Origin of the sequence: Enterococcus sp. 10F3_DIV0382 (assembly GCF_002140245.1) — a bacterium.
Classification (GTDB): Bacteria; Bacillota; Bacilli; order Lactobacillales; family Enterococcaceae; genus Enterococcus_B; species Enterococcus_B lactis.
The window spans coordinates 1,184,372-1,207,756 of record NZ_NGMF01000001.1 but is presented as its reverse complement, the minus strand read 5'-3'; the positions used below and the strand labels follow the sequence as shown (position 1 = coordinate 1,207,756).

Below are 23,385 nucleotides of genomic sequence, written 5' to 3'. Positions count from 1 at the left end.
TTTGTTAACCAAATGTAATCATATTCAATTTTTAACAAACTTACAAGACAGCGTTATTTTATGTGTGTATTCTTTTATTTAATATACATCATTTTTTCATATTTTTTCCATCAAAAAAAGGAGTTGTTTTCTTTCATTTCATTGATTTTATTGTATTTAAAGCAATTTTGAATTTTCTGTAAAATTAAAAACATCAGTTATTTTATAATCTTAGCTATTTTCTTTGTATTCTTTTATTAAGAAAAAGGAATAAAAAAAGAGGACGTTCATTCGTCCTCTCTACTGGTCAATATTTATTTTTTACATGTAAGCTTCGCATAGCATTCAAAACAGCTAGGACAGTTACCCCGACATCTGCAAATACTGCATCTCCCATTGTTGCAAAACCAAAAGCACCTAAGGCAAGTACCAGCATTTTTATTCCAATAGCAAAAATAATGTTCTGCTTGACGATCTTCAATGTTTTCTTTGCTAACCGGATCGCATCTGCAATCTTCGATGGTTGATCGTTCATGATGACTACATCTGCTGCTTCAATTGCAGCATCGCTTCCTAACCCACCCATTGCGATCCCTACATCTGCTCTTGCTAGCACTGGTGCATCGTTGATTCCATCTCCGACAAAGGCGGTCTTTTTATTGCTTCTTTGTAAGATCTCCTCTAACCGCTGTACTTTATCTTCTGGAAGTAGTTCACTGTATATCTTGTCCACGCCAACTTGCTTCCCGATATGATCAGCGATTTTTTTCGAGTCACCTGTCAACATTACTGTGTGCTTGACACCAGCCTGTTTTAGTTGAACCAATGCGTCTACGGCATCTTCTTTCAAGGTATCCGCAATGACAAGATAACCACTATAACTTTGGTTGATTGCTATATAAAGCAGTGTACCGATTTCTTGACTTGAAGGAAAAGAAATCTCAAACCTTTCCATCAATTTGTGATTACCTACTAATATTTGTTTGCTGTCAACTTCAGCTAAGATTCCTTCACCTACAAATTCTTGGATATTTGTCGCCGGTAAAAGCGGACCTTCGTAGCCTTCTAAAACGGATTGCGCAATCGGATGTGTAGAAAACTGTTCTGCACTTGCAATATATTGCATAAATTTCTTTGGATCAATTCCTGTTGGATCGATCGTCTGGATCGAAAAGTCGCCTTTTGTTAATGTGCCAGTTTTATCGAAAACCACTGTCTCAGTTTGTGCAAGCAACTCCAAATAATTTGAACCTTTTATTAATACACCAATTTTACTTGCTCCGCCGATCCCACCAAAGAAACTAAGTGGTACGGAAATCACTAATGCACATGGACATGAGATCACTAAAAACGTCAACGCCCGATAGATCCATTCAGAAAACGCCGCTCCAGAAACTATTGGAGGTAAAACAGCCAATAAGACGGCCAACCCTACAACGACTGGTGTATAATATCGCGCGAATTTGGTAATGAAATTTTCAGCTGGTGCTTTTTTGCTGCTGGCATTTTCTACTAATTCTAATAATTTACTGATGGTAGAATTTTCATAGGATTTTTCTACTTGAACTAAAAATGGTTTATTTTTATTGATAAATCCACTTAATACTGTTTCACCAACATATACAGATTTAGGAACGGATTCACCTGTAAGTGCGGATGTATCGACTAATGATTCTCCTTCGATGATCGTTCCATCTAACGGTACACGTTCACCAGGCTTAACAAGTACATACTGACCAATCTGCACATCTTCAGGATTCACGGTCATCAATCCTTCTTCTGTCTGTATGTGCGCTGTTTCTGGACGAATAGCCATCAATTCACGAATCGATTTTCTTGAATGATTGACTGCCAATCCTTGGAAATATTCGCCGATTTGATAAAACAGCATCACTGCTACGGCTTCTGGATATTCACCGATCAACATAGCGCCGATCGTAGCCACAGACATGAGGAAATTTTCATCAAAGATTTGTCCTTTGACGATATTCATCACCGCTTTTTTCACTACATCATATCCTATCAGCAGATAAATCAATAAATATCCTATCAAACGAATTGGTTCATTAAAATCAAATAATAGCAAAACAGCGATACCTGCAAGTGAAAATAAAATCCGGATCAGCGTGTTTCTCTCTTTTTCATTTCCATGTTCAGATACTTTTTCTTTATCTATTTCTGTTACCTTGACGTCTGGTTCTAATTCCCTCACTACTTTTTTTGTTTCCTGTTCAACCGTAGCTAATCGATCTTCCGCTACGTCAATCGTTAGTTTTCCAGAAGTGAAATTTACTGTTGCTTCCTTGACTCCATCGATTTGCTGGACTCCTTTTTCGATTTTCATCGCACAGTTCGCACAATCTAAACCTTCTAATCTGTAACTTTTCATTTTAATGGCCTCCTCGCCTTAACATATGAATATCTCTTCATAACTAATTATAAATGAATGTACATTCATATGTCAAGGTATCCGAAAGAAAAAATGAGTTTTCAAAATATAAAAAGAACCAGATAAAACACGTGATAGTTGTGTTTCATCCAGTCCTCTCGTTCATAAAACATGTTTAGGACACTCTTTTAGAACATCCTGACTTATATAATCTCTGCACCAAATGGCATTAACGCCAATCGAGCAAGTTTGAAAGATTGCTTTGCAAATGGTATCCCTATAATCGTGATACATAGAAGGATGCCGCTGACGACATGTCCAAGAGCAATTGGGAGACCTGAAACGATCAGCCAGATGATGTTAACAATCAATGACATGCCGGACTGGTGATAAATTACTTCTTTGCCAAAAGGCGCAAAAGAAAGGGAGGCGATTTTAAAACACTGCATACCGATGGGGATACCGATGATCGTGATACACCAAAGTACCCCTGCTGCTAACCAGCTAAGACCCCCAATTAGTCCGCCAAATATGAACCAGATGACATTTCCTAAACAACTCATTGTATTTCTCCTTTTATTACAGTTTTTAATTAGAACTGGACAAAAAACGATTTGATTTTTCTTTTTTTAGCTTCCAGCATCAAGTATTCCGCAAATCTTTTTTGGATTTCTTCCGTTTTTTCTTTTGTTACTAATGTGTGTTGGATTAGTTTTCCTGCTGGTCGCTGATCCACCCGTTCTTCTGATTGCTGTTCATCTGCTTGCGCAAAACCGATGATCCGGTTTTCTTTTGTTACAGCAACGATCAATAGTTTATTCCTATCATGTAGTTCAGCTGCCGTTTTTACTTTTACGAATGATTCTGGATGATCAGTAATCAGCTGATTGATTTGAGGGAGATCTTCTTTTACTGCCCTTCGTATTTCCATCATTTCTCCCTTTTCTTTCGTTCATTTTTATTTCCACTAAAAAAATCAACTGCGGAAATCGCATCTATCCAACTTTGTGCAATAATCTCGTGTCCGCCAATCGTTGGATGCACGCCATCTTCTTTTGTATATTTCGAAAAACCATAAGCGATTCCTAAAGCATTGAATATTCCATCTAAAGGAATCAGTAATGTGCCATATTCTTTTGCGAGTTTACGAACGGTTTGGATCTTAGGGTCTAAGTCTTTGCGCCACCCATAACGATCATTTGTCACAGGAAGTACAAAAGGCTCCATTAATACGATATTGCAGATTCCATCTGCTTGTAGTTCATTTAGTAACTCTCGATAAACGGATTCAAATTGCTGCACAGATTTCTCAGTGCCGAATATAGCTTGATCTCCAGTATTATGCCACGTATCATTGATTCCAATCAAAATCGATACATAATCAGGTTGCAGAGCTAAACAATCTTCTTGCCAGCGCGCTTGCAGATCTGCAATTTTGTCTCCTCCTATCCCACGGTTTATACATTCAAATTCCATCGTTGGATATCGTGAGATTAGTTTCCCGGCAATCAAAAGCGGATACCCTTTACCTAAATCCGTTGCTTCTGAACGGTCTCTTCCTGCGTCTGTAATACTGTCACCAATAAATAACACGCGTGTTTTCATTTGTCAAAAACTCCTTTTTGAATAAAACGACGATTTTCTTCCTTATATTATCCCATAAGCTCTGCCAAGACGAAAGAGTAAATAGATGTATAAAAAAAGACACCCGCCTAGTTTCCTCAAACGATTGGATGAATACTCAACAAGTGCCTAGTTTTTTATGCTTTTTTCTTAACGTGCCGGATTTTTCTTGATTCCTTCGTTGTTTGATTCAGTGAAATCGATCAGACCTAAGTTTCCGTCAATCAGCCCACTGTCGCCCGTCAAACTCAAAATATGACGAGAAGCATCAAAACGTATATTCATATGCTCATCTAAGTCTGCCAACGAATATCCCTTTACTAATATCTCTCCTAGATTGCTTGGGATAGATTGGTCATAACTTTCTGTCGACATATCTGATCCGATGATTCCAAGGGTGAATTGAACTTGCATGTGGATCATTGCATGCTGAGAATACGGACCTATTCCATCTTCGAATGTTAATATTAGTTTGTTTTCAGGTGCTAGATGCTGCTTTATTTCAGCAGCAGAAGCATCATCAAATCGGATCTCCATTTGAATCGCCTTCTTTGTATATGTTGGATTGATTGCGATTTCATTATAGAATCTTGTGAATCAAATAGCAATTTATTTTGCTTTCTTCTCTTGTCTGTTGGAAACTTCCTTTATCCCGTATTTAAAAAAAGAACTGCGAGAGCTCGCAGTTCTTTTTTAGAATAAACGGTGTTCAATCAGCTGACCCTCGATATTAGCTCAAAAAACGGTAAAATATGAGAAGCTATTTTTCCGTTTTGTTTCTCTAATACTCAGGTCAAGGCACTGATTTCACAACCTCTTCCTTAAACGGTGTTCAAAAGCCAGTTTCTCGGTATTAAGCCAAATTTATGTAAAAATGTGGAAAGCCATTTTTTACAAAATTTTTCTTAATACTCGAAACTAAACAGCTTTTTCATCACTTCTTATGGATAAATTCGGTTCAACAAACGTGGGAATGGAATAGCTTCACGCACATGGTCGATACCAGCAATCCAAGTGACTGTTCGTTCAAGACCTAGACCAAAACCAGAGTGCGGAACAGAACCGTATTTACGTAAATCAAGATACCATGAATATTCTTTTTCATCCAAACCGTGATCACGGATTTGTTCTAACAAGAAATCATAGTCCGTTGCCCGTTCGCTTCCGCCAATGATTTCACCGTAGCCTTCTGGTGCGATCATATCTGCACAGATCACCACGTCTTCTCTTGTTGGATGTGGTTTCATGTAGAATGGCTTGATGGCTTTTGGATAGTTTAGGATAAAGACAGGTTGTTCGAATGAATTCGCAATGAACGTTTCATGAGGTGAACCAAAATCTTCGCCCCATTCGATGTCATCAAATCCATTTTTCTTCAGTAATTCGATTGCATCATCGTAAGTAATACGAGGGAATGGCAATTTTGTATAAGTTTTTAAGACTTCTTTGTCTCGTCCTAGTACATCCAATGCGTATTCGCAATGATCTAAAACATTTTGTACTAAGAAGGCTACATATTGCTCCTGTACTTCTAAACTTTCTTCTTGGTGAGTGAAGGCCATTTCTGGTTCGATCATCCAGAATTCAATCAAGTGACGGCGTGTCTTTGATTTTTCAGCACGGAAAGTCGGACCGAATGAAAAGACTTTTCCGAAAGCCATAGCAGCAGCTTCCATATATAATTGGCCACTTTGAGATAAATAGGCTTTTTGATCAAAGTAGTTTGTTTCGAATAGATCCGTTGTGCCTTCTGGTGCTGAACCAGTCAAGATTGGCGGATCGATTTTGACAAAATGATGTTGATTAAAGAATTCATACGTTGCACGAATGATTTCATTTCTGATTTGCATGATCGCATGTTGTCTTGAAGAACGTAGCCATAAATGACGATGATCCATCAAGAAATCTGTTCCGTGTTCTTTTGGTGTGATTGGATAATCGTGGCTCTCGCTTACTACTTCCACATTTGTAATCCCGATTTCATAACCGAATTTTGAACGGCTGTCTTCACGAATTTCTCCAGTTACTAACACAGATGTTTCTTGGTGCAGATTTTTAGCTGTTTGGAAAACTTCTTCTGGCACTTCGCTTTTTACAACCACCCCTTGGAAAAAGGCTGTTCCATCTCTTAATTGTAAAAATGCGATTTTTCCGCTTGATCGTTTATTTGCGACCCAAGCGCCGATTGTTACTGTTTCTCCCACATGGTTTTTCGAATCGATGATTTGAATTTGTTCCACGTATGACTCTCCTTTTATATTCCTTGAATTTCTTCAGGATTAATTTTGACTTTTACTCTCAATAAATTGCTTGATTCTGCGTACCGCTTCTTCTAACGTAGCCCGATCAGTCGCATAACTCATGCGGACATTCTCTGGTGCCCCAAATCCTTCGCCAGTCACAAGTGCTACCCCTGTTTCTTCTAAAAGATCTTCTACCCATTGTGTGACATTTTCATACTTACACAAGCGTAGCGTTTCTTTTACATTAGGAAAAAGATAAAAAGCTCCTTGCGGCTTTTCAAGAGAAACACCTGGTAGTTCTGCCACAAGCGGATACAACGTATTCAGGCGTTCTTCAAAGGCGTTCCGCATTTCTTCTACTGTATCTTGCTCACCTTTCAATGCTTCAACAGCTGCATATTGACTGACTGCGGTCGGATTGCTAGTTGATTGGGAAGCAACAGCGATCATCCCATTGATAATTTCAGGATTCCCAACCGCATAACCGATGCGCCAGCCTGTCATCGCATAGGTCTTAGACACGCCATTTATGATGATGGTCTGATTTTTGATTGCTTCTGAAATCGTTGCAATTGGAGTAAACTCATTGCCATTATAAACTAAACGACCATAAATATCATCAGCAACTATCAAAATATCATTTTTTACTGCCCATTCACCAATTGCCTGCAGTTCATTCTTGCTATAAATCATTCCAGTCGGATTCGATGGCGAATTGATGATCACGGCTTTTGTTTTTCCTGAACGTGCTTGTTCTAACTGTTCAACAGTGACTTTCCAGTTATTAGATTCTTTCCCTTTCACAAAGACAGGCAGGCCTTCTGCCAGTTTCACTTGCTCGCCGTAACTGACCCAATAAGGCACAGGAATGATGACTTCATCTTGCGGGTCCAGAATTGTTTGAAAAAGTGTATACAAAGCAAATTTCGCGCCATCTGTTACGACCGTTTGTGAAGATTCATAGACAAGTCCATCGTTTTTCTTCAGATAATCAACGATCGCCTGTCGAAGTTCTGGGATTCCTGCTGTTGGTGTATAATAGCTAGCTTTTCCGTTACGGATTGCTTCGATTGCTGCTTCTTGGATGTTTTCTGGTGTCGCAAAATCCGGTTCTCCCACAGTCAAACTCAGCACATCTCTTCCTTTTGCTTTTAACGCCTTGGCTTTTGCCGCAGCTGCCAAAGTAACAGATAGTTCTAATCGTTTCGTTCTTTTTGATAACTCCATCCCATTCATTCCTTTACCTATTAAATTCCCTTGATTGTCTTGACTTCATCTCCTGATTCAAAACCAATCAGGTAATAATTCAATTTTCCATTTGTTTCTTTTCCTACTACTTCCCATACAGGCTGATCATCGTACATTCCTAATGCTGCTTTTTCGATTTGGATTTCAGGATGAGCTGTAGCAATTGTTTGTTTCGCTTCGTTTTCAGTCAACCCCTTCGTTTGATCCAATACTTTTACTTTTTCACCAGATTTAGGAATGATAACGGCGATTTCTTTTCCTTTATCATTCGTACCCGTCAATGAAAAGTACGTTTTCTTTCGAGTAAACCAGTAAAAATGATCAGCTTCCTCGAGATTTGCATATTTCTTTGCGATTTCTACTGCTTCTTTTTTCGCCTGGACCGCCGGACGACTAGAACGCAAGTAAAAAATCGAGCTGATCACGATGACCGCTAATAAAAACACGATCAAGCCAAGCAACACGCGATTAATCGTTTTTTCCTTTGTCTGTTTTTTCTTCAAGGGTCGTCGCTCCTTTATCTTCATTCCTTTTCATTATAGCAGATTTTAATGATGAAAAAAGACGGCACCTTTAACTTCCTTCTTTATTTTTCTTTAAGAATTCATGGAGATCCTGATAGATTTCATCCATAGCTAGCTCTTTTATCGGTACTTTTTTCGGTAATGCATGGATGATTCGTGCACCATATTTTGCAGTGACTAATCTCCGATCCAAAATAAGTAATACGCCACGATCTGTCTCCGTCCTTATCAAACGACCTAATGCTTGGCGTAACTTCAAAGCTGCTTTAGGCACGGATTCCTGATAAAAAGGATTGATCCCCTCTGATTCCAGATAAGCATTCCTAGCTTTAACCATGGGACGTAACGGGTTGTCGAAGGGTAAACGTGTGACTACAACAATCTGTAAAGCATCTCCAGGTAAATCTACACCTTCCCAAAAGCTGTCAGCACCAAATAAGACGCTTTTTTCTGACAAAATGAAGCGTTTCAAAAGTTTTTCCCGACTTCCGCCAAATCCTTGAGCAAGAATTTCACGTCCTTTTTCTAGCATAGACAAATGCATTTTCTGATATACCTTTTGCAAAACATCATGAGAAGTGAATAAAACAAGGATCGGCCGATCTTCTTGTTCAATCAATCCTGTGAGTGCTGCTTCTAAATAATCGATATATGCTTGATTGCTGACTTGATGGACTGCAGGTGCTTCTTTCGGCACATAGATTCTTGCCTGTTTCTCGTAATCATAAGGAGAAGCAATCACTTTAAGAGGTGCTGCTTCAATGCCCAGTCGTTTAGAGAGATACTGTCGATTAGGTCCGATCTTCAGCGTTCCTCCAATATAAAGAATATGGTCATATCGTGGATACCACACAGTGGACGGCAACATAGCTGCTTGAAAATCATGGAGATGAAAAATCATCTGCTGTGCTGTATTCCCAGGAACGAACCAATGGATCAAATGATCTCGCCAATCTTCTAGCCATTGGTCCATCAGCAAGTATTGCTTGTCTAATTGATCAAATAAGCTATATAAACTTGCTAAATCGATCCGCATCTGGTTAGTCCAACTTTCTTGGATAATCTCAAAAGTCAAGCGCATTTGTGATTGTAGTTGTTGGATCTCTTGATAAAAAAGTTGCAGGTGATCCATTGCTGTCCCAGATTCCAGTGGCAGCTGATCCAACATTTCTTTTGTCATCATGACTTCTTCTGGATATTGTCCGTTAGGTTGCTTGCTGCTTACTAAGTTCATTAATCCCTCTGCCACGCAAATCTGCGCTTCGCATAGCGCAGAGAGTTCTTCTCGATAAATCGACAACCAGCGTAAGGCTTCATGTTCCTTCGGCAAATAACTTTGTATGCGGTCAAATAACTGATTCGGCTCTTCCAACTGCTGGATTTGTTTATGGAAGTAGTTAATACTTAGTCGTTTGTCATTTACTTTTTCAGCAATTTCCGGCAAATGATGCACTTCATCAATCAACAAATAAGGACTAGCTGGAAGCAATGGTTCTTTTCGCTGTGTTTCTTGTACTAAAAATGCATGGTTGACAATCAAAAAATTGCTTTGTTTGATTTTCTTTTGCAAGAAACGCACAAAGTCTTGTTTGTAAAACGACTGATTCCTTGCTAAAAACCCGGTGCCTCTGTGCGCGACATCTGCAAAGAATGCATGGTTCAGATTAGTTAAATGTAATTCATCCAAATCACCGGTCTTCGTTTGTGTTAGCCATACTAAGACAGCCATTTGGTACAAAGCATATTGTTTTTGTCCCGGCGGTTCCACAAGTGTACCTTTAAAACGCTGTAAATCAATATAGTGGCGATAGCTTTTGATAATCACAGGTTGTATCGGCTGTTCTAGTAATTGATTCAGTAATGGAATGTCTTTTTCCATGATCTGCTGCTGCAAAACAAGCGAAACGGTGCTGATGACAGCTGGTTTTTCAGGTGTAGCCAAATAACTCAAAGGCAACAGATAACCAATCGTTTTGCCCATTCCTGTAGCTGCTTCGATCATCAAATCTTTTGATTCATCTTTTGTGAAATGGTCGTAGACAGCATTCATCAGCCTGTTCTGTTCTTTTCGATACATCAGTGTTTTACCAAACATTTTTTCTTTTGCTTGTTTTTTTCTTGGATATGTCCGCTCGCCATAATGGACGGATGTGAATAGTTCCACTTCTTTTTTCTGCAAAGCTAGCCCATCGATGATTTCTAATGAGAGATCAAGGGGCTCCGGGTTCTCTTTCATTTCTTCAAGCACGTGGTAAATGAAACGACTCGTATCCATTCCTGTATGGCTACTTAATCGTGCAATCTGCTCTAATGTGATGATCGGCAATTTCCTCATTCGTTCTTCGATCAGTAAAAGAAGCTGACCTGTCACTTCGGCATCACTATCCGCCTGATGAGGATTCTCATGAATAAAGCCAAGGCTTTCTGACAAATCAGCTAAGCGAAAACTTGGTTCCGTCGGCAAGAAAATTTGTGCAAGTTCTACGGTATCGATGCCCGGTATCTTCAAACTAGGAAGTCCGCATCGCATGAGTTCATGGTTCAAAAAATTATAATCAAAATAAATATTATGCGCGACAAATATGGTGTCTGCCAAAAGATTGTAAATCGTTTGGGCGACATCTTCAAAATAAGGCGCTTTTTGGACGCGTTGATTCGTGATCCCTGTTAAATGCTGGATTTGTTTTGAAATCTTCCGCCCTGGATGAATATCGATCGAAAAACGTGAAGTGATCCGACCAGCTTCAATCATGACGCAGCCAAATTGGATGATCCGATCTTCTTTTGGATTCGTCCCAGTCGTCTCGATATCAACGACTGCATAAGTTCTTGGTTTCAAAATATCTTCCTCTTCTCCTGCCTCTAATGTTCTTTTGAAATTATACTACAAAGTGCAGAAAAATACTCTCATCGCTTTTTAAGGAAAAAAAGACAAAAAAGCCCAGACACGTAAATGTCTGGACTTTTATTTTTAGTATAGGTAAATTAAGCTTTAGTAACGTTTGTTGCTTGAGGTCCGCGTTGACCTTCTTCAACGTCGAAAGTTACTGTTTGGCCTTCTTCTAAAGTTTTGAATCCGTCACCTTGGATAGCTGAGAAATGAACGAATACATCGTTTCCGTTTTCTGCAGTGATGAATCCAAATCCTTTTTCTGAGTTAAACCATTTTACTGTACCTGTTTCCATAATAAAAATCCTCCTTGTGTTTCAACACATATTTTGCAATTACTTGAATGGTGTATATCTGGAAGATGTTTATTTGAAACAAGCTACCACAGATTACCGAACAAAAACTACTTCTACAGTATATCATACCGTTTACAAAAACGCTAGAGTTTTTCGATATTTTTTTATAAAAAAATGTTTTCTCAGCGATTACATCAAGTGAAAAACCGAACTTTCTTAATGACAAACGTTCTATTGTTCAGATACCCCTCTTTCGATCCATTGCACCTCTTTAAACTAAAAAATTATTCTATCTGACTATTTATTGTTTCTGTTTCAACGGTTGAGGATGGGGAAGACTCTTTAGTAGGTCTGATGTTCTCATGGTGTTTCTGATAGCCTATGACAGTGACCAGAAGAACAAGACAAACCAATACGATTAACGAGATTAATTTTTCTTTTTTGTTCATACCTATACCTCATAAATGACAGGATGATGCCCATCATATTTCTGAGCATGGGTAACAGCAAAAGCTGCAGCTGTTGAACGGAAGAAATGCCAGCAACTTTCGTAATCACATGACGGACAATACCAAAAATAACCAAACCTTGGCTGCAAAGCCCGTTCTTCTGTTTCAGGGAACGCAGAATCAAACGCTGATGTCTGCGCATAAATATTTTTGTACATATGTGCGCCTGTGCTTAGAGAACGCTGTGTTTCTTCTGCAAAAACTGGTTGACTTGTTAAACTTAGGGATAGAGACAGCAAACACCATAACAGTCTTTTTTTCATAAAGACCTCCTTATCGATAAGTTTTTCCCAATTAAAATCATATCTCAAGAACGACCGTTATTTGCATTTCATTCATAAATGGTGTTTTTTGTATCATAATCGTCAAAAAAGAGGTCGTGACGATGTCACGACCTCTTGATAAACGATGTTCCAGAAGTAACTTCTTCGGAAATAAGCCGAAATTTCACAAAAATTTGAGAAATAATTTTCGTAAATCTCTTCTTATTCTTGATGCAGAACAGCTTTTTCTCTCTAATACTCAGATAAAAACACTGATTTCACAACCTCTTTAATAACGAAGAATCGCTGTCAGACTCTTTTCATCTGGCGCATCTTTTTGATCCAAAATAAACACTTTCCCACCATTAATAATCACATCGTCTGCCAAAGCATTCAGCACTTGACGCCGATCATATTCTGTTTCAGGATCTTCTCCGAAACCATCAGCTAAGTTTGACGTAGCGATAAACAAATGGGATACTTTTCCTTCTTTCGCAGCTGGAACGATATCAACTAACTGATCGATGAATTTCTTATCTAAAAGTTTATTGTACTCTTTTGATTCTTGGGCTGCTAGTTCACTTGACAGCTTCTTCGCTCCTTCTTCGATATCTCTAAAGGATAGTTGTGCTGGAGAAGCAGAAATCGCAACGTCTGCACAATAGTAAGGATTTTTGGCGATTTTTTTGAACATCGTCTGATTTTCTGGTAGAGCGAATAAATAAATCGGCCATTGTTCAGGATTTTCGAAAGAATCCTTCAAGTACGTATCAACTGCTTGGTAATAGTTGACCCAATCGATCTCTACTTCTTCATCTTTTGGATTCACGCCATGGAAAGTAACGCTATCTCGGGCACCGCCCCCTCCATTAGAAGAGAAGTTCAAACCGCCACCTGTCAGTTCAGATCCCAATGCAGTAACAACATCGACCGGTGCCCCTTCTGGTAGAGACACTTCTTTTACTTGTTTGTTGCTGACTTCATACAATTTCATGGAGTCGCGGTTCAATCCCAACAGATAATAGGAATAGTTGAACTGTCCATTTTTGATAATGGCCAGTAAATAAGGAAGATCACTTACATAATATTGATCGTCTACCGGGATACTCAAACGATGGATATAGGTTTGATCAGCAGTTATAATGACCGCTACACTCGTAGTTGCACTACGCCAAAACGAAGGATCTCCTAACAAATTTTCAATTTTTTCTTGGAACGGGGACCAGTCATGCTCGGAATATTTTTTTTCAAAACGTTTCTTTGCTTCTTTTGCAAAATTTTTGAATTTGATTTGATCTTTTTCCACATCTTGATGTGCGACATGCGTATTCAGCATGATCGTGACGAACGGTCCTTTAGCGCCTTCTGAAGTCAATTGTGACAGTAGTTCTTTATCCTTTTTTGCCATAAACGTACCCCTCCTAAAAAAATCATTCCTTTGTGTCTATCTAAAGTCTACCACAACACTATTTTTCCATACAATAAAACGTATCTAAAAAAATAAAACGGTTTCTTTAGTTGGGCATTTAGCAATTTTTTTAAGTTATCTTCATAATTTCCTCAATTATTTGGGCATAGTCTTCAACTATTCTTCATGAAAGGCTGTTAGACTAAGAAAAAGAATAAAAGAGGTGGACCTTATGCATTTGATTATGATTTTTAGTTTATTAAGTATCATCAGCTTGTTTGCTTTCAGCGCTTCCCGCTTATTAGAGGCGGAAACACAGCCTGTTCCTATAAAAGTACGAAAAAATGACCGCTAACCTTTTCATAACGCGCGTTCTTATCCTAAAGTTTTTTTCAGAAACATTGAAACTCTCTTCCCTCTCTGATAAAATTTTAATTTGTAGCGAAACAAATTAAATACAAGGAGATCGGATATGTCCATAAAAAAAACACGTCTAGTCCTATTATTGGCTAGTCTCATTCTTTGCCTTGCTTCTTTTCTACCATCTGTTGCTGTGCAAGCTGAAGATACTTTCAAAGTAAATGCAAAAGCAGCCTTTGCTGTAGATGCGCAAAGCGGTAAGATTCTTTATGATCAAGATGGAGAAAAAACCATGGGGATCGCTTCAATCACAAAAATCATCGGTCTTTACATCGTCCTTGATCAAGTAAAAGAAGGGAAACTATCATGGGATGATAAAGTTTCAATTTCAGATTATGCAGAAAATTTGAGTGTCACCCCAGATTTATCAAATGTTCCTTTGCATAAAGAAAACACCTACACCGTTAAAGAATTATTCGACTCTGCAATCATCCAGTCAGCCAACGCTTCAATGGTTGCCTTGGCAGAAAAAATCTCTGGCAGCGAAGCAAAATTCACTGAACGAATGAAAGAACAATTGAAAGATTGGGGTATCAAAGATGCAACGATCGTTAATGCATCAGGACTGAATAACTCTTATCTTGGCGAAAACCGATCAGAAGGTACTGGAGAAAACGACGAAAATCAAATGTCTGCTCAAGATGTGGCTATCGTTGCCCGTCATTTGATCTTGGATTTTCCAGAAATACTGGATGTATCTAGCACTACGACACAAATGTTTGGCGAAAACACGCAATCACCAGTAGAAATGGTCAACTGGAACTGGATGCTCCCAGGATTCGTGAATTATAAAGAAGGCGTGGACGGATTAAAAACTGGTACGACTGAACTTGCAGGAGCCTGTTTCGTCGGTACGATCACTAAAAACGATCAACGAATCATCACTGTCGTATTGAATGCAGACGGCCATGCGGAAAACCCAAGTGCCCGTTTCAATGAAACAGCTCGCTTAATGGATTATTGCTACGACAATTGGTCAGAAAAAGAGCTTGGAAAAGCCAACGCAAGTATCCCTAGTCTAAAAACCATTGATGTAAAAGACGGAAAAGAATCAACAGTGCCCGTTGTGCTTAAAAGTCCTGTAAAAGTATGGGTACGGAACGATATGGATACTGGAAAATTAACAATCACACCAACTCTTGACAAAAAACAAGTCACTGACAATGAGATCCAAGCACCTATGGATAAAGGAACAAAAATCGGTACCGCAACGATCACCTTGGCAGAAGATAAATTAGGTTATCTAGAAGACAACAACGCGCCATCCACAGAAATCATCACGGATAAAACCGTAGAAAAAGCAAATATTTTCGTTATTGGCTGGCGACGCGTCGCAGAATTTTTCGGTAACTTGTTTTAATTGAACAAAAAGAAAAAAGCATCTTTCCATGTGGAAGATGTTTTTTTGCTTTTTCTAGTTTAAATAACAGCTTTTTTCATCTATTTTCGTTATACTGTATAAGAAAAAGGAGTTGAATTTATGAATCTAACCAGAGATCTGATTTTTTTGGTTCTCTATCTTATTGGGGTATTCTCCATCGTTTATTGGCGAAAACAGAAAAAGGATCCTTCCTTGTTCTTTTACAGCAGTACGTGGACATTTGCGGTAATCTTGACTTATTTTGTCGTGTTGGAAATTTTTTATTCGACCTTTTATTTTTTGATTCCCTTAGTGTTTTTCAGTATCTTTGCCTTTTCCTATTTTTCAGAAAAGCGAAGGCTGTTGAATGGTCTTTTATTCAATGTTTTCCTCATTAGTTTTGGTATCTACTTGTTTGTCTTGCTATACGAAACACAAAATATTTTTCTTGGCGGACTGATTGCCTTGATCACGATCCCGTTACTGCTTGTCTTTCTATTCGGCATTTATGGATTGATCGTTTTTCTTTTTTGGAACGGTGTCACAGTTTTACGTAGAGAGTCGCATTCATTAGCTAATCTTTTAACGTTGATACTAGCCATTTTTCTTACATTGTTTCTTGTTTTTGACTTTTTCTTGTTAAAATATTTACCACAATGGATAAATGCTTTGTTTTTCTGCATCCCATTAATCTTGATCTATCTATTTATCGTATTCTACAACTTTTTGACTGTCTCATTCTTGTATCAGTTCAACCGCCCTCGATACAACCAAGACTTCATCGTTGTGTTAGGCGCCGGGTTGATCAATGGAGAAACAGTTTCTCCTCTTCTTGCCAAGCGAATCAATAAGGCGATTGCTTTTTATGGGGCACAAAGCCGTGCGACATTAAATCCGCCTATCCTATTAATGTCGGGTGGACAGGGAGCAGACGAAAAAGTACCAGAAGCAATTGCGATGAAACAATATGCTATGGAACAAGGAATTCCTGAAAGAGATATTCTTGTCGAAACCAATTCGACAACCACTTTGGAGAATATGCGCTATTCAAAGGAAATCATGGATCAGCAAATGAAAGGTCCCTATCGCGCGATCTTCAGTTCCAACAATTACCACATTTTCAGAGCTGGTCTCTATGCACGACAAGCGAAACTGAAGGCAAATGGCATTGGGGCAAAAACAGCTTTCTATTACTTGCCTAACGCGTTTTTAAGAGAATACATCGCCATCTTGATGATGAACAAAAAAAGACATATGATCATTTGCGGATTGCTTTTCGCAGGTTCCGCATTCTTATCACTGATCACTTTACTTTTCTAAAAAACCAAGGTGTGACAAAACATATGTCACACCTTGGTTTTTTCTTTTATTCTCTTGACGATTGGCAAGAATAGTATTCCTTTTTTGACGGCTACTTGCTGTGCAGAATAAATACCGCTGTTTCCTGAACACATAAAGCTGATCAAGCAGATCATAAAGAAGTAAACAGCAGCTTGTGAACCAAATAATTCGATTCCCATCACAAAACAGGCAATCGGTGTATTTGTCGCACCAGAAAATACCCCGATAAAACCTAATCCAGCAAGAAAAGGAACAGAAACATGGAGCAAAGGCGCTAGTACTGCGCCAAGCGTTGCACCAATCTCAAATAGTGGTGTCACTTCTCCCCCTTGGTACCCCGCACCTAAAGACAAGACCGTGAAGAATAATTTCCCAATAAAATCATAAGCATGTGCCTGTCCATTAAATGATTCCTGCAGTAACGGAAGACTCAACCCAAGGTAACGTTGTGTTTGCAAAATCAACGCTGCGGCTACAACTACTGCTCCACCTATCGTATTTCGCCAAACAGGATGAGGAATCCATTGCGCATACCGCGCTTTTAAAAAGACGATCGAACGGCTGAATACCCAACCAATCAAACCAAAAGCAATCCCAGCAACAAAAACTTTGAAGAACAGCAACATACTCCATTCAGGAATCACACCCATTTGGTAATGTAGATGAGAAACACCATAGCTTTCTGTCATGAAATTTGCAAAAAGCGCAGCAAAGAAGCTAGGAAATATTGCTTCTGTTCGGACTTTACCGATTGCCAACACTTCTAATCCAAATAATGTTCCAGCTAAAGGTGTGCCAAATACAGAACTAAAACCCGCACTGATTCCACTGATAACCAAAATCTCCCGTTCTGCTTTATCCAATCGGAATAAATGCGCTATATTATCAGCTAATGCTCCCCCCATTTGAACTGCTGTTCCTTCACGACCAACAGATCCCCCAAATAAATGGGTAGTGATGGTCCCAAACAAGGTCAATGGAATGAGCCGCAAAGGGATCTTCTCTTCTCCTCCATTCCCTTGATCGATCACTAAGTTATTCCCACGACTAGAAAGACCGCCATGATACGCATAAAGATAAGCAAAAAGCGCGCCGCTGACTGGCAATAGATAAAGTAGCCAAGGATGTGCTAGTCGGATATCTGTCACGAACGTCAGGCTATTTAAGAAAAAAGCAGACAAGCTCCCCATGAATACTCCGAGAATCGCTGTGACCACCAGCCACTTCAACATGTACATCAAAATACGCACTGGACTCGGTAATTGTTTTTCCATAAAAAATTCCTCCTCAAATAAAAAAACGCCTACTAAAGAAAAGGGCTGGCCCCAGACTTTAGTAGGCGTCATTAGCTATCTTACGTTAGCATTTAAAGGCGAACACCATCACCTATTCACTTCCATTAAAAGATAGCATATTTTTCTGTAAAAAACAATAAAATTATCGTTCTTTCTTTACACGTTCAGCAAATTCATAGAAAGGAGCCAATTTCGTTAACTGTTGATTACATTGATCACTATCATGACAAATATAATTCCCCTTTTTCGTATACGTGCCATCAGAACCGGCTTTCGTTGTAGAAAGAAAGAGTGAGACATTCGATGTTTTCTGACAGATCGCACAGATTCCCTTATTAATCGTTGGTGATAAAGTACCGCTGATCCCTTTTAATTTTCCATCTTCGTAATAAACCATGAATTTTTTTTGCGTCCCTGGATCATTCCAACCGATGTACGTATGTGCTTGCAAGTCGATTTCATTCCAAGCGGGTTGTTTGAGTTTTTTCACTTTTCGGAATAATTTCTCGATTTGTGGTTTGCTCGGCTGCATAAACGGTTGGACGATTTGCTTCAGCTCCTCCAATGCTCGTTCTGCTTGCGTTTTTGTCAGTTTTACATCTAAAACTGTCGTTAAAAACGTATCGATTTCTGGTGGTTCGTAACCTAATACATCGCGAATCTTTTCAGCTGCTAGAGCCTGAACCGTTTGTACCGTTTTTGAGTCATTGACAGATGAGTACGCATTTAATAACTGCTCTACTTCTCTTTTTATAAAAAAATATTGATATGGTTTCATTGTTTGTTCCATGATTTTAAAGTCCTTTCTTCTAACCAAAGTGCATACTTTGTAGAAAAAAGTGATCTTCTGCAAAGTATGTGTTACCTGAAGATCCCGGACTCTTTTAAATAAGATACGTTTTGCATCTTATCATCACCCCCTTTAATGTTCATTCTTCTATGTACATGATTCATTCGATAAATAAAAGTAAACCGTATCTTGAGCAGATAGTCAACTGCAAACAGAAAAAGGACTGTGACAAAAGTCGTGTCAAAGTCCCTTTCTACAAACAAACGGTGTTCCAGAAGTAGCTTCTTCGAAAAATAAGCCGGAATTTCACAAAAATTTGAGAAGCAATTTTCGTAAATTCCTTCTTATTTCTTGAAGCTGACCACTTCTGTCACAACCTCAATATGGTCTATTATTGGTTTTACCTGTTAAATCGAGGATTCTTTTCCGAAGTAACGTTGCCATCTCTTACGCATACTTGCTGACATGGGCTGAGCCGCTTCTTTGACTGCGCAGTATTTGTCTACGAATGTTACGATATATCCTTCTCTGTACTTAGGCGGTGCAATCGTTGCGCCCCACATGTGCTTCAAAATGATATCTCGCTCAAGATCCGACAATTCGGTGATCTTTTCTGCATTCTTTACAGCGATTCTTGGATGGATATACGCATGTGTGCCTTCATCAAATTTCGTCGTACGCCAATCATAGTAGAACAGATCATGCAAAAGTCCAGCACGCGCTGTTGCTTTAGCATTGCCACCCCATTTTTTTGCGAGCAGATAACTATAGTAAGAAACACTGATGGAATGCTCCAAACGAGTGGAATGAACATGCTGTGTGTAATTCGCTAATTTTTTCACTGCTTCTGTTTCTAAAAGATCTTCTACATAAGACATATATTCTTCGTCTTCACGCCATTTTTCTGTCATAATTATCAATCTGCCACCTTTTTGAATTTCATTTTCTTCTGAAATTGATCTAAGTATACCACCAGTGTTCGGATTATTCTAGTCGCCTTGGATAAAATAGCCAAAGCTTAATAGTTCCTTAATCATAAAGAAAAATGATAAAGAACAATCCCTGCCGCAACCCCAACATTCAACGATTCCGCATTTCCTTTCATCGGGATATATACGTTCTGATCAGTCAAAGACAAGATTTCCTGACTTACCCCCTGACCTTCGTTCCCCATGATTATTGCGAAGTTATCTGATTTTTCTACTTTGTCTAATGCGTGTGCTTCTTCATTTAATTCTGTGCCATACACTGTAAACCCTTTGTCTTTCATTAAAGGAATCACTTCTGTCAAATCTTTTTGCAACACAGGCAAATGATAATTGCTTCCCTGCATGCTGCGCAGCACCTTTGTACTATAAATATCTGCCGTTCCTTTGCTTAATAAAACACCAGCCATATCAAATGCATCTGCCGTACGGATCATCGTCCCTACATTTCCAGGATCTTGTACATTATCTAATAACAGCCATCCTCCTGAAAAATCTGGCGTGCCTTCAGCCGTTAACGCCATCACTGCTAAGATTCCTTGTGGTGTAGGTAGATCCGATACAGCATCCATGACCTCATCCGAAACTAGAAAAGTAGAAATCTCTTTGTTTGCGGCCAGCCAGTCTCCCCATTCTTTCATGCCTCGCTGTGTCACAAAAAGTTCTTTTATTTCTGCATCAGACGACGCAGCTTCTTCAATCAGATGGAACCCTTCCAAAAGATATTCTTCCTTTTCTTCCCGATATTTCTTTTTATGTAGTTTTTTTAATTCTTTGATTCTTGGATTTTTTGCTGATTGGATCTCTTTCACATTCCTCACCTCCCCATGATTATATCATGGAATAGGTGCTTGAGCTTGTTTCATCCTAAAAAAATCGGTATCATTAATTTATAAAATAGGAAAGAAAGGTGACGAACATGCGCAAAGTTAAAATGAACGTCCAAGGACGCGTCCAAGGCGTAGGATTTCGCTACATGACCAAGATGGTCGCTGATCAACTAGGCGTGACTGGAACGGTAAAAAACGAAGACGACGGCTCAGTCACAATCGAAGCAATCGGCAATGACGACATCATCCAGAAATTTATTGAAGAAGTCAAGAAATCACCGAGCCCAAGTGGACGAGTGCAGTATGTGGATGTCCAAGAAGACCCGATGATTGAGGAACGAAAGAAATTTGATGTGGTGGGATAAGGTTGTGAAAAAGCTGGTCTGCATCAAGCATTAAGGACAGGTTGTGAAAAATAGCTCTCCATATTTTTCAACAGGCTGGACTTAATGCCGTAGATGCAAGCTTTTGAACACCGTCAATAAGGTTGTGAGAAAGTCGCTTAGTTTTGAGTAGTAAGGAGAATTTTGTGAAAATGGCTTTCCACATTTTTGCATAAAATTTGACTTAATACCGAGAAACTGACTTTTGAACACCGTCGATAAGGTTGTTTTTGAGGCGCTTTGCCTCAAGCATCAAGGACAGCAGTGAAAAAGCTGATCTATCACTTGCAGTGAGTTCATTTGTCTCCGCTTTTCGGGCAGAATAAAAAAAGTTTTTAGTTTATTATAATAAGAAAGAAACACTTGGAATCATTCTACTTTTTTCTAGTATTTCGCTACGTAAAAGAACGAATATTTATATGAAATTTCTATGAAGTTGATTGAATTCCATGCGCTTTTTTAGTATAGTTAAGTTTGTGTAAAAATTATAGAAGAGGAAGTATTCTATGAATAAATGGAAAAACTGGTTATTGGGATCCGGACTTGTCAGTATCCTGCTCTTTTTATCTGGCTGTGTGCGGATGGATTCAAACGGAAACCCTGACACTTCGGGAATCGTTTATCGAGTACTCGTCCATCCTATGGGCCAAGCGATTACATATCTAGTTGAGAATTTCAATTGGTCTTATGGCTGGGCAGTTATTGCAATGACTGTGATCGTCCGTATCATCATCTTGCCACTAGGTATTAGTCAATCGAAAAAAACAATGATCCAATCTGAAAAAATGCAAGCGTTAAAACCACAAGTTGAAGCAGCCCAACAAAAATTGAAAGCTGCAACAACACGTGAAGAACAAATGGCAGCACAAGCAGAAATGCAGCAAGTATATCGCGAAAATGGATTGAGTATGACCGGCGGAATCGGCTGTCTGCCTCTATTGATCCAAATGCCGATCTTCTCTGCCTTGTATTTTACGGCTCGCTACACAGAAGGTATCCGTGAATCATCTTTTTACGGCATCGATCTAGGCTCACCAAGTATGGTGCTTGTGGCCATCGCAGGGCTCGCTTATCTACTTCAAGGATATATTTCAACAATCGGTATTCCTGAAGAACAGAAAAAGACGATGCGTACGATGCTGATCGTCTCTCCTGCTATGATCGTCTTCATGTCGATCAGTGCGCCAGCCGGTGTTACACTTTACTGGGTAGTCGGTGGTGCGTTCAGCTGTCTGCAAACATTCATCACAAACGTTATGATGAAACCACGTTTGAAAGCACAAGTGGCAGAAGAGTTGAAACAAAACCCGCCAAAACAAGTCGTCACTCCAAGAAAAGACGTGACAGAATCAGCAAAGCCAGCTGACAACAAACAAGCAACAAATCAAATCAAACAACCAAAAAACAGTACAAACAACAAAGGCCGCAACGCAGGAAAGCAACAGAAGCGGAAGTAGGCGGGAAGCAAAGGGAGAAAGAAACCTCGCACCACTATCAATTGATAGTGGTGCGAGGTTTCTTTCTCAGTCCCTACTAAATATGTCTCTCGTATAAACTTTTTCTTTTACTTCAGCTAAAGCTGGCTCCATACGATTTGATACAATCACATCTGACATATTCTTGAATTCTTCGAAATCTTTGATTACCCGTGAATGATAAAATGCTTCTTCATCTAGTGTTGGTTCATAAACTACGACTTCGATGCCTTTTGCTTTGATACGTTTCATTACACCTTGGATAGATGAATACCGAAAGTTGTCAGAATTTGCCTTCATTGTTAAACGATAGATTCCTACAGTTTTAGGTTTTTTCGCTAAAATTTGTTCTGCAATAAAATCTTTTCTTGTCGTATTTGCGTCTACAATTGCACTGATGATATTGCTTGGAACATTTTCATAGTTTGCTCTTAGCTGCTTTGTATCTTTAGGTAGACAATATCCTCCGTAACCAAATGAGGGATTATTGTAGTGAGAGCCAATTCGAGGATCTAACCCTACACCCTCAATGATTTGTTTTGTGTTCAATCCTCGAGATTCGGCATAAGTATCTAACTCATTAAAATATGCTACGCGTAAAGCAAGATAAGTGTTTGAAAACAATTTGATTGCTTCAGCTTCAGTAGGATGTGTCAAAAGAACTGGCACATCTTTATCTAAAGCATTCCGTTCAAACATATCCGCTATTTCTTGCCCTCTATCAGAACACTCTCCTACAACAACTCGAGAAGGATGCAAGTTATCATACAATGCCTTCCCTTCTCTTAAAAATTCTGGAGAAAAAATAATATTCTCTGTTTTAAATTTTGCTTTTAATTCTAATGTATATCCCACAGGAACAGTTGACTTAATAATAAAGGTTGCATCTGGTCGAATGATCAGGGCTTTTTCAATAACGTCTTCAACTGTGGAAGTATTAAAGTAATTTTTCTTTTCATCGTAATCTGTCGGTGTAGCGATGATCAAGTAATCACCAAAAAGTACAGCTTCCTCGAAATCTTTAGTAAATTCCACATTCAAATCATCCCGTTCGAGAAACTCGTGAACTTCTTTATCCTCTAAAGGTGATTGTCTGTTTCTTAGCATATCGATCTTTTCTTCAACGATATCAT

At 38.9% G+C, this 23,385-nt stretch carries 22 protein-coding genes and 1 riboswitch; of the genes, 5 read left to right on the top strand and 17 right to left on the bottom strand.

Annotated features, from left to right (window positions below; translation table 11 throughout):
- Window positions 1-286: 286 nt before the first annotated feature.
- The 12 genes from A5849_RS06070 to A5849_RS06010 form a co-directional block, all read right to left on the bottom strand.
- Complete coding sequence (locus A5849_RS06070) at window positions 287-2,368, bottom strand: heavy metal translocating P-type ATPase (RefSeq protein ID WP_002313546.1); 2,082 nt, start codon at window positions 2,366-2,368, stop codon at window positions 287-289.
- Window positions 2,369-2,571: 203 nt separating this feature from the next.
- The gene (locus A5849_RS06065; RefSeq protein ID WP_002291778.1) at window positions 2,572-2,931 is read right to left on the bottom strand and encodes a YccF domain-containing protein; all 360 of its coding nucleotides are present in this window, start codon (window positions 2,929-2,931) and stop codon (window positions 2,572-2,574) included.
- A gap of 29 nt (window positions 2,932-2,960) precedes the next feature.
- Window positions 2,961-3,302: a hypothetical protein gene (locus A5849_RS06060; RefSeq protein ID WP_002316395.1), complete on the bottom strand. Its 342-nt coding sequence runs from the start codon at window positions 3,300-3,302 to the stop codon at window positions 2,961-2,963.
- Entirely contained in the window at window positions 3,299-3,973 is a 675-nt protein-coding gene (locus A5849_RS06055; protein WP_002348517.1) for an SGNH/GDSL hydrolase family protein, read from the bottom strand. Before A5849_RS06055 ends, A5849_RS06060 begins: the two co-directional genes overlap by 4 nt.
- A 168-nt stretch (window positions 3,974-4,141) precedes the next feature.
- On the bottom strand, window positions 4,142-4,528 hold the full coding sequence (locus A5849_RS06050; RefSeq protein WP_002308691.1) for an iron-sulfur cluster biosynthesis family protein: 387 nt from the start codon (window positions 4,526-4,528) through the stop codon (window positions 4,142-4,144).
- A gap of 404 nt (window positions 4,529-4,932) precedes the next feature.
- The gene (asnS, locus tag A5849_RS06040) at window positions 4,933-6,231 is read right to left on the bottom strand and encodes an asparagine--tRNA ligase (protein ID WP_002308688.1); all 1,299 of its coding nucleotides are present in this window, start codon (window positions 6,229-6,231) and stop codon (window positions 4,933-4,935) included.
- 39 nt (window positions 6,232-6,270) lie between these two features.
- Window positions 6,271-7,461, bottom strand: a complete 1,191-nt coding sequence (locus A5849_RS06035) for a pyridoxal phosphate-dependent aminotransferase (RefSeq protein ID WP_025478141.1) — start codon at window positions 7,459-7,461, stop codon at window positions 6,271-6,273.
- 20 nt (window positions 7,462-7,481) lie between these two features.
- Complete coding sequence (locus A5849_RS06030; RefSeq protein WP_002316397.1) at window positions 7,482-8,009, bottom strand: DUF5590 domain-containing protein; 528 nt, start codon at window positions 8,007-8,009, stop codon at window positions 7,482-7,484.
- Window positions 8,010-8,055: 46 nt separating this feature from the next.
- The gene (locus A5849_RS06025; RefSeq protein WP_002334831.1) at window positions 8,056-10,845 is read right to left on the bottom strand and encodes a helicase C-terminal domain-containing protein; all 2,790 of its coding nucleotides are present in this window, start codon (window positions 10,843-10,845) and stop codon (window positions 8,056-8,058) included.
- A 146-nt stretch (window positions 10,846-10,991) separates the two neighbouring features.
- On the bottom strand, window positions 10,992-11,192 hold the full coding sequence (locus A5849_RS06020) for a cold-shock protein (protein ID WP_002294871.1): 201 nt from the start codon (window positions 11,190-11,192) through the stop codon (window positions 10,992-10,994).
- A gap of 451 nt (window positions 11,193-11,643) precedes the next feature.
- Window positions 11,644-11,964, bottom strand: coding sequence for a hypothetical protein (locus tag A5849_RS06015; RefSeq protein ID WP_025478140.1), 321 nt, complete (start codon window positions 11,962-11,964; stop codon window positions 11,644-11,646).
- 289 nt (window positions 11,965-12,253) lie between these two features.
- Window positions 12,254-13,372 (bottom strand): hypothetical protein, encoded by a 1,119-nt coding sequence (locus tag A5849_RS06010; protein ID WP_002348514.1) that lies wholly within the window; start codon window positions 13,370-13,372, stop codon window positions 12,254-12,256.
- Between the two features lie 232 nt (window positions 13,373-13,604).
- Between A5849_RS06010 and A5849_RS15165 the strand changes: the two genes are divergently transcribed.
- The 3 genes from A5849_RS15165 (at window position 13,605) to A5849_RS06000 (ending at window position 16,472) form a co-directional block, all read left to right on the top strand.
- The gene (locus A5849_RS15165) at window positions 13,605-13,727 is read left to right on the top strand and encodes a hypothetical protein (RefSeq protein ID WP_002294875.1); all 123 of its coding nucleotides are present in this window, start codon (window positions 13,605-13,607) and stop codon (window positions 13,725-13,727) included.
- Window positions 13,728-13,844: 117 nt separating this feature from the next.
- Window positions 13,845-15,152, top strand: a complete 1,308-nt coding sequence (locus A5849_RS06005) for a serine hydrolase (RefSeq protein ID WP_086309994.1) — start codon at window positions 13,845-13,847, stop codon at window positions 15,150-15,152.
- A 120-nt stretch (window positions 15,153-15,272) separates the two neighbouring features.
- Window positions 15,273-16,472, top strand: a complete 1,200-nt coding sequence (locus A5849_RS06000) for a YdcF family protein (protein WP_002336519.1) — start codon at window positions 15,273-15,275, stop codon at window positions 16,470-16,472.
- Between the two features lie 26 nt (window positions 16,473-16,498).
- Here A5849_RS06000 and A5849_RS05995 read toward each other — a convergent pair whose 3' ends face one another.
- The 4 genes from A5849_RS05995 to A5849_RS05975 all read right to left on the bottom strand — a co-directional run bounded on the left by A5849_RS05995 (window position 16,499) and on the right by A5849_RS05975 (window position 20,376).
- Window positions 16,499-17,767 carry a voltage-gated chloride channel family protein gene (locus A5849_RS05995; RefSeq protein ID WP_025478139.1) on the bottom strand — a complete coding sequence of 423 codons (1,269 nt, stop codon included), beginning with the start codon at window positions 17,765-17,767 and terminating at the stop codon, window positions 16,499-16,501.
- A 55-nt stretch (window positions 17,768-17,822) separates the two neighbouring features.
- Window positions 17,823-17,889, bottom strand: a riboswitch (Fluoride riboswitch).
- Between the two features lie 41 nt (window positions 17,890-17,930).
- Window positions 17,931-18,578: a FusB/FusC family EF-G-binding protein gene (locus A5849_RS05990; protein ID WP_002336521.1), complete on the bottom strand. Its 648-nt coding sequence runs from the start codon at window positions 18,576-18,578 to the stop codon at window positions 17,931-17,933.
- Between the two features lie 407 nt (window positions 18,579-18,985).
- A complete protein-coding gene (locus tag A5849_RS05980; RefSeq protein ID WP_002344395.1) occupies window positions 18,986-19,489 on the bottom strand; it encodes an HD domain-containing protein in 504 nt (167 codons plus the stop codon).
- A 122-nt stretch (window positions 19,490-19,611) separates the two neighbouring features.
- Window positions 19,612-20,376, bottom strand: coding sequence for an RNA methyltransferase (locus A5849_RS05975; RefSeq protein ID WP_002348511.1), 765 nt, complete (start codon window positions 20,374-20,376; stop codon window positions 19,612-19,614).
- Between the two features lie 107 nt (window positions 20,377-20,483).
- On the opposite strand from A5849_RS05975, the gene A5849_RS05970 reads away from it, so the two are divergent.
- The gene (locus tag A5849_RS05970) at window positions 20,484-20,759 is read left to right on the top strand and encodes an acylphosphatase (RefSeq protein WP_002289551.1); all 276 of its coding nucleotides are present in this window, start codon (window positions 20,484-20,486) and stop codon (window positions 20,757-20,759) included.
- A gap of 524 nt (window positions 20,760-21,283) precedes the next feature.
- Window positions 21,284-22,234: a membrane protein insertase YidC gene (yidC, locus tag A5849_RS05965; RefSeq protein ID WP_002348510.1), complete on the top strand. Its 951-nt coding sequence runs from the start codon at window positions 21,284-21,286 to the stop codon at window positions 22,232-22,234.
- Window positions 22,235-22,300: 66 nt separating this feature from the next.
- On the opposite strand, the gene A5849_RS05960 is transcribed toward yidC, so the two are convergent.
- A partial coding sequence (locus A5849_RS05960) for a nucleotide sugar dehydrogenase (RefSeq protein WP_086309993.1) occupies window positions 22,301-23,385 on the bottom strand: 1,085 nt, incomplete at its 5' end.

What these genes read in the sequence shown, in the direction of transcription:
- A5849_RS06010 (WP_002348514.1), bottom strand. Translation starts at nt 13,372, where the DNA reads ATGGCAAAAAAGGATAAAGAACTACTGTCACAATTGACTTCAGAAGGC.
- A5849_RS05980 (WP_002344395.1), bottom strand. Translation starts at nt 19,489, where the DNA reads ATGACAGAAAAATGGCGTGAAGACGAAGAATATATGTCTTATGTAGAA.
- A5849_RS06050 (WP_002308691.1), bottom strand. Translation starts at nt 4,528, where the DNA reads ATGGAGATCCGATTTGATGATGCTTCTGCTGCTGAAATAAAGCAGCAT.
- A5849_RS05995 (WP_025478139.1), bottom strand. Translation starts at nt 17,767, where the DNA reads ATGGAAAAACAATTACCGAGTCCAGTGCGTATTTTGATGTACATGTTG.
- A5849_RS05970 (WP_002289551.1), top strand. Translation starts at nt 20,484, where the DNA reads ATGCGCAAAGTTAAAATGAACGTCCAAGGACGCGTCCAAGGCGTAGGA.
- A5849_RS06055 (WP_002348517.1), bottom strand. Translation starts at nt 3,973, where the DNA reads ATGAAAACACGCGTGTTATTTATTGGTGACAGTATTACAGACGCAGGA.
- A5849_RS06065 (WP_002291778.1), bottom strand. Translation starts at nt 2,931, where the DNA reads ATGAGTTGTTTAGGAAATGTCATCTGGTTCATATTTGGCGGACTAATT.
- yidC (WP_002348510.1), top strand. Translation starts at nt 21,284, where the DNA reads ATGAATAAATGGAAAAACTGGTTATTGGGATCCGGACTTGTCAGTATC.
- A5849_RS06035 (WP_025478141.1), bottom strand. Translation starts at nt 7,461, where the DNA reads ATGGAGTTATCAAAAAGAACGAAACGATTAGAACTATCTGTTACTTTG.
- A5849_RS06015 (WP_025478140.1), bottom strand. Translation starts at nt 11,964, where the DNA reads ATGAAAAAAAGACTGTTATGGTGTTTGCTGTCTCTATCCCTAAGTTTA.
- A5849_RS06060 (WP_002316395.1), bottom strand. Translation starts at nt 3,302, where the DNA reads ATGATGGAAATACGAAGGGCAGTAAAAGAAGATCTCCCTCAAATCAAT.
- A5849_RS06030 (WP_002316397.1), bottom strand. Translation starts at nt 8,009, where the DNA reads ATGAAGATAAAGGAGCGACGACCCTTGAAGAAAAAACAGACAAAGGAA.
- A5849_RS06020 (WP_002294871.1), bottom strand. Translation starts at nt 11,192, where the DNA reads ATGGAAACAGGTACAGTAAAATGGTTTAACTCAGAAAAAGGATTTGGA.
- A5849_RS06070 (WP_002313546.1), bottom strand. Translation starts at nt 2,368, where the DNA reads ATGAAAAGTTACAGATTAGAAGGTTTAGATTGTGCGAACTGTGCGATG.
- A5849_RS15165 (WP_002294875.1), top strand. Translation starts at nt 13,605, where the DNA reads ATGCATTTGATTATGATTTTTAGTTTATTAAGTATCATCAGCTTGTTT.
- A5849_RS06005 (WP_086309994.1), top strand. Translation starts at nt 13,845, where the DNA reads ATGTCCATAAAAAAAACACGTCTAGTCCTATTATTGGCTAGTCTCATT.
- A5849_RS05990 (WP_002336521.1), bottom strand. Translation starts at nt 18,578, where the DNA reads ATGGAACAAACAATGAAACCATATCAATATTTTTTTATAAAAAGAGAA.
- A5849_RS06000 (WP_002336519.1), top strand. Translation starts at nt 15,273, where the DNA reads ATGAATCTAACCAGAGATCTGATTTTTTTGGTTCTCTATCTTATTGGG.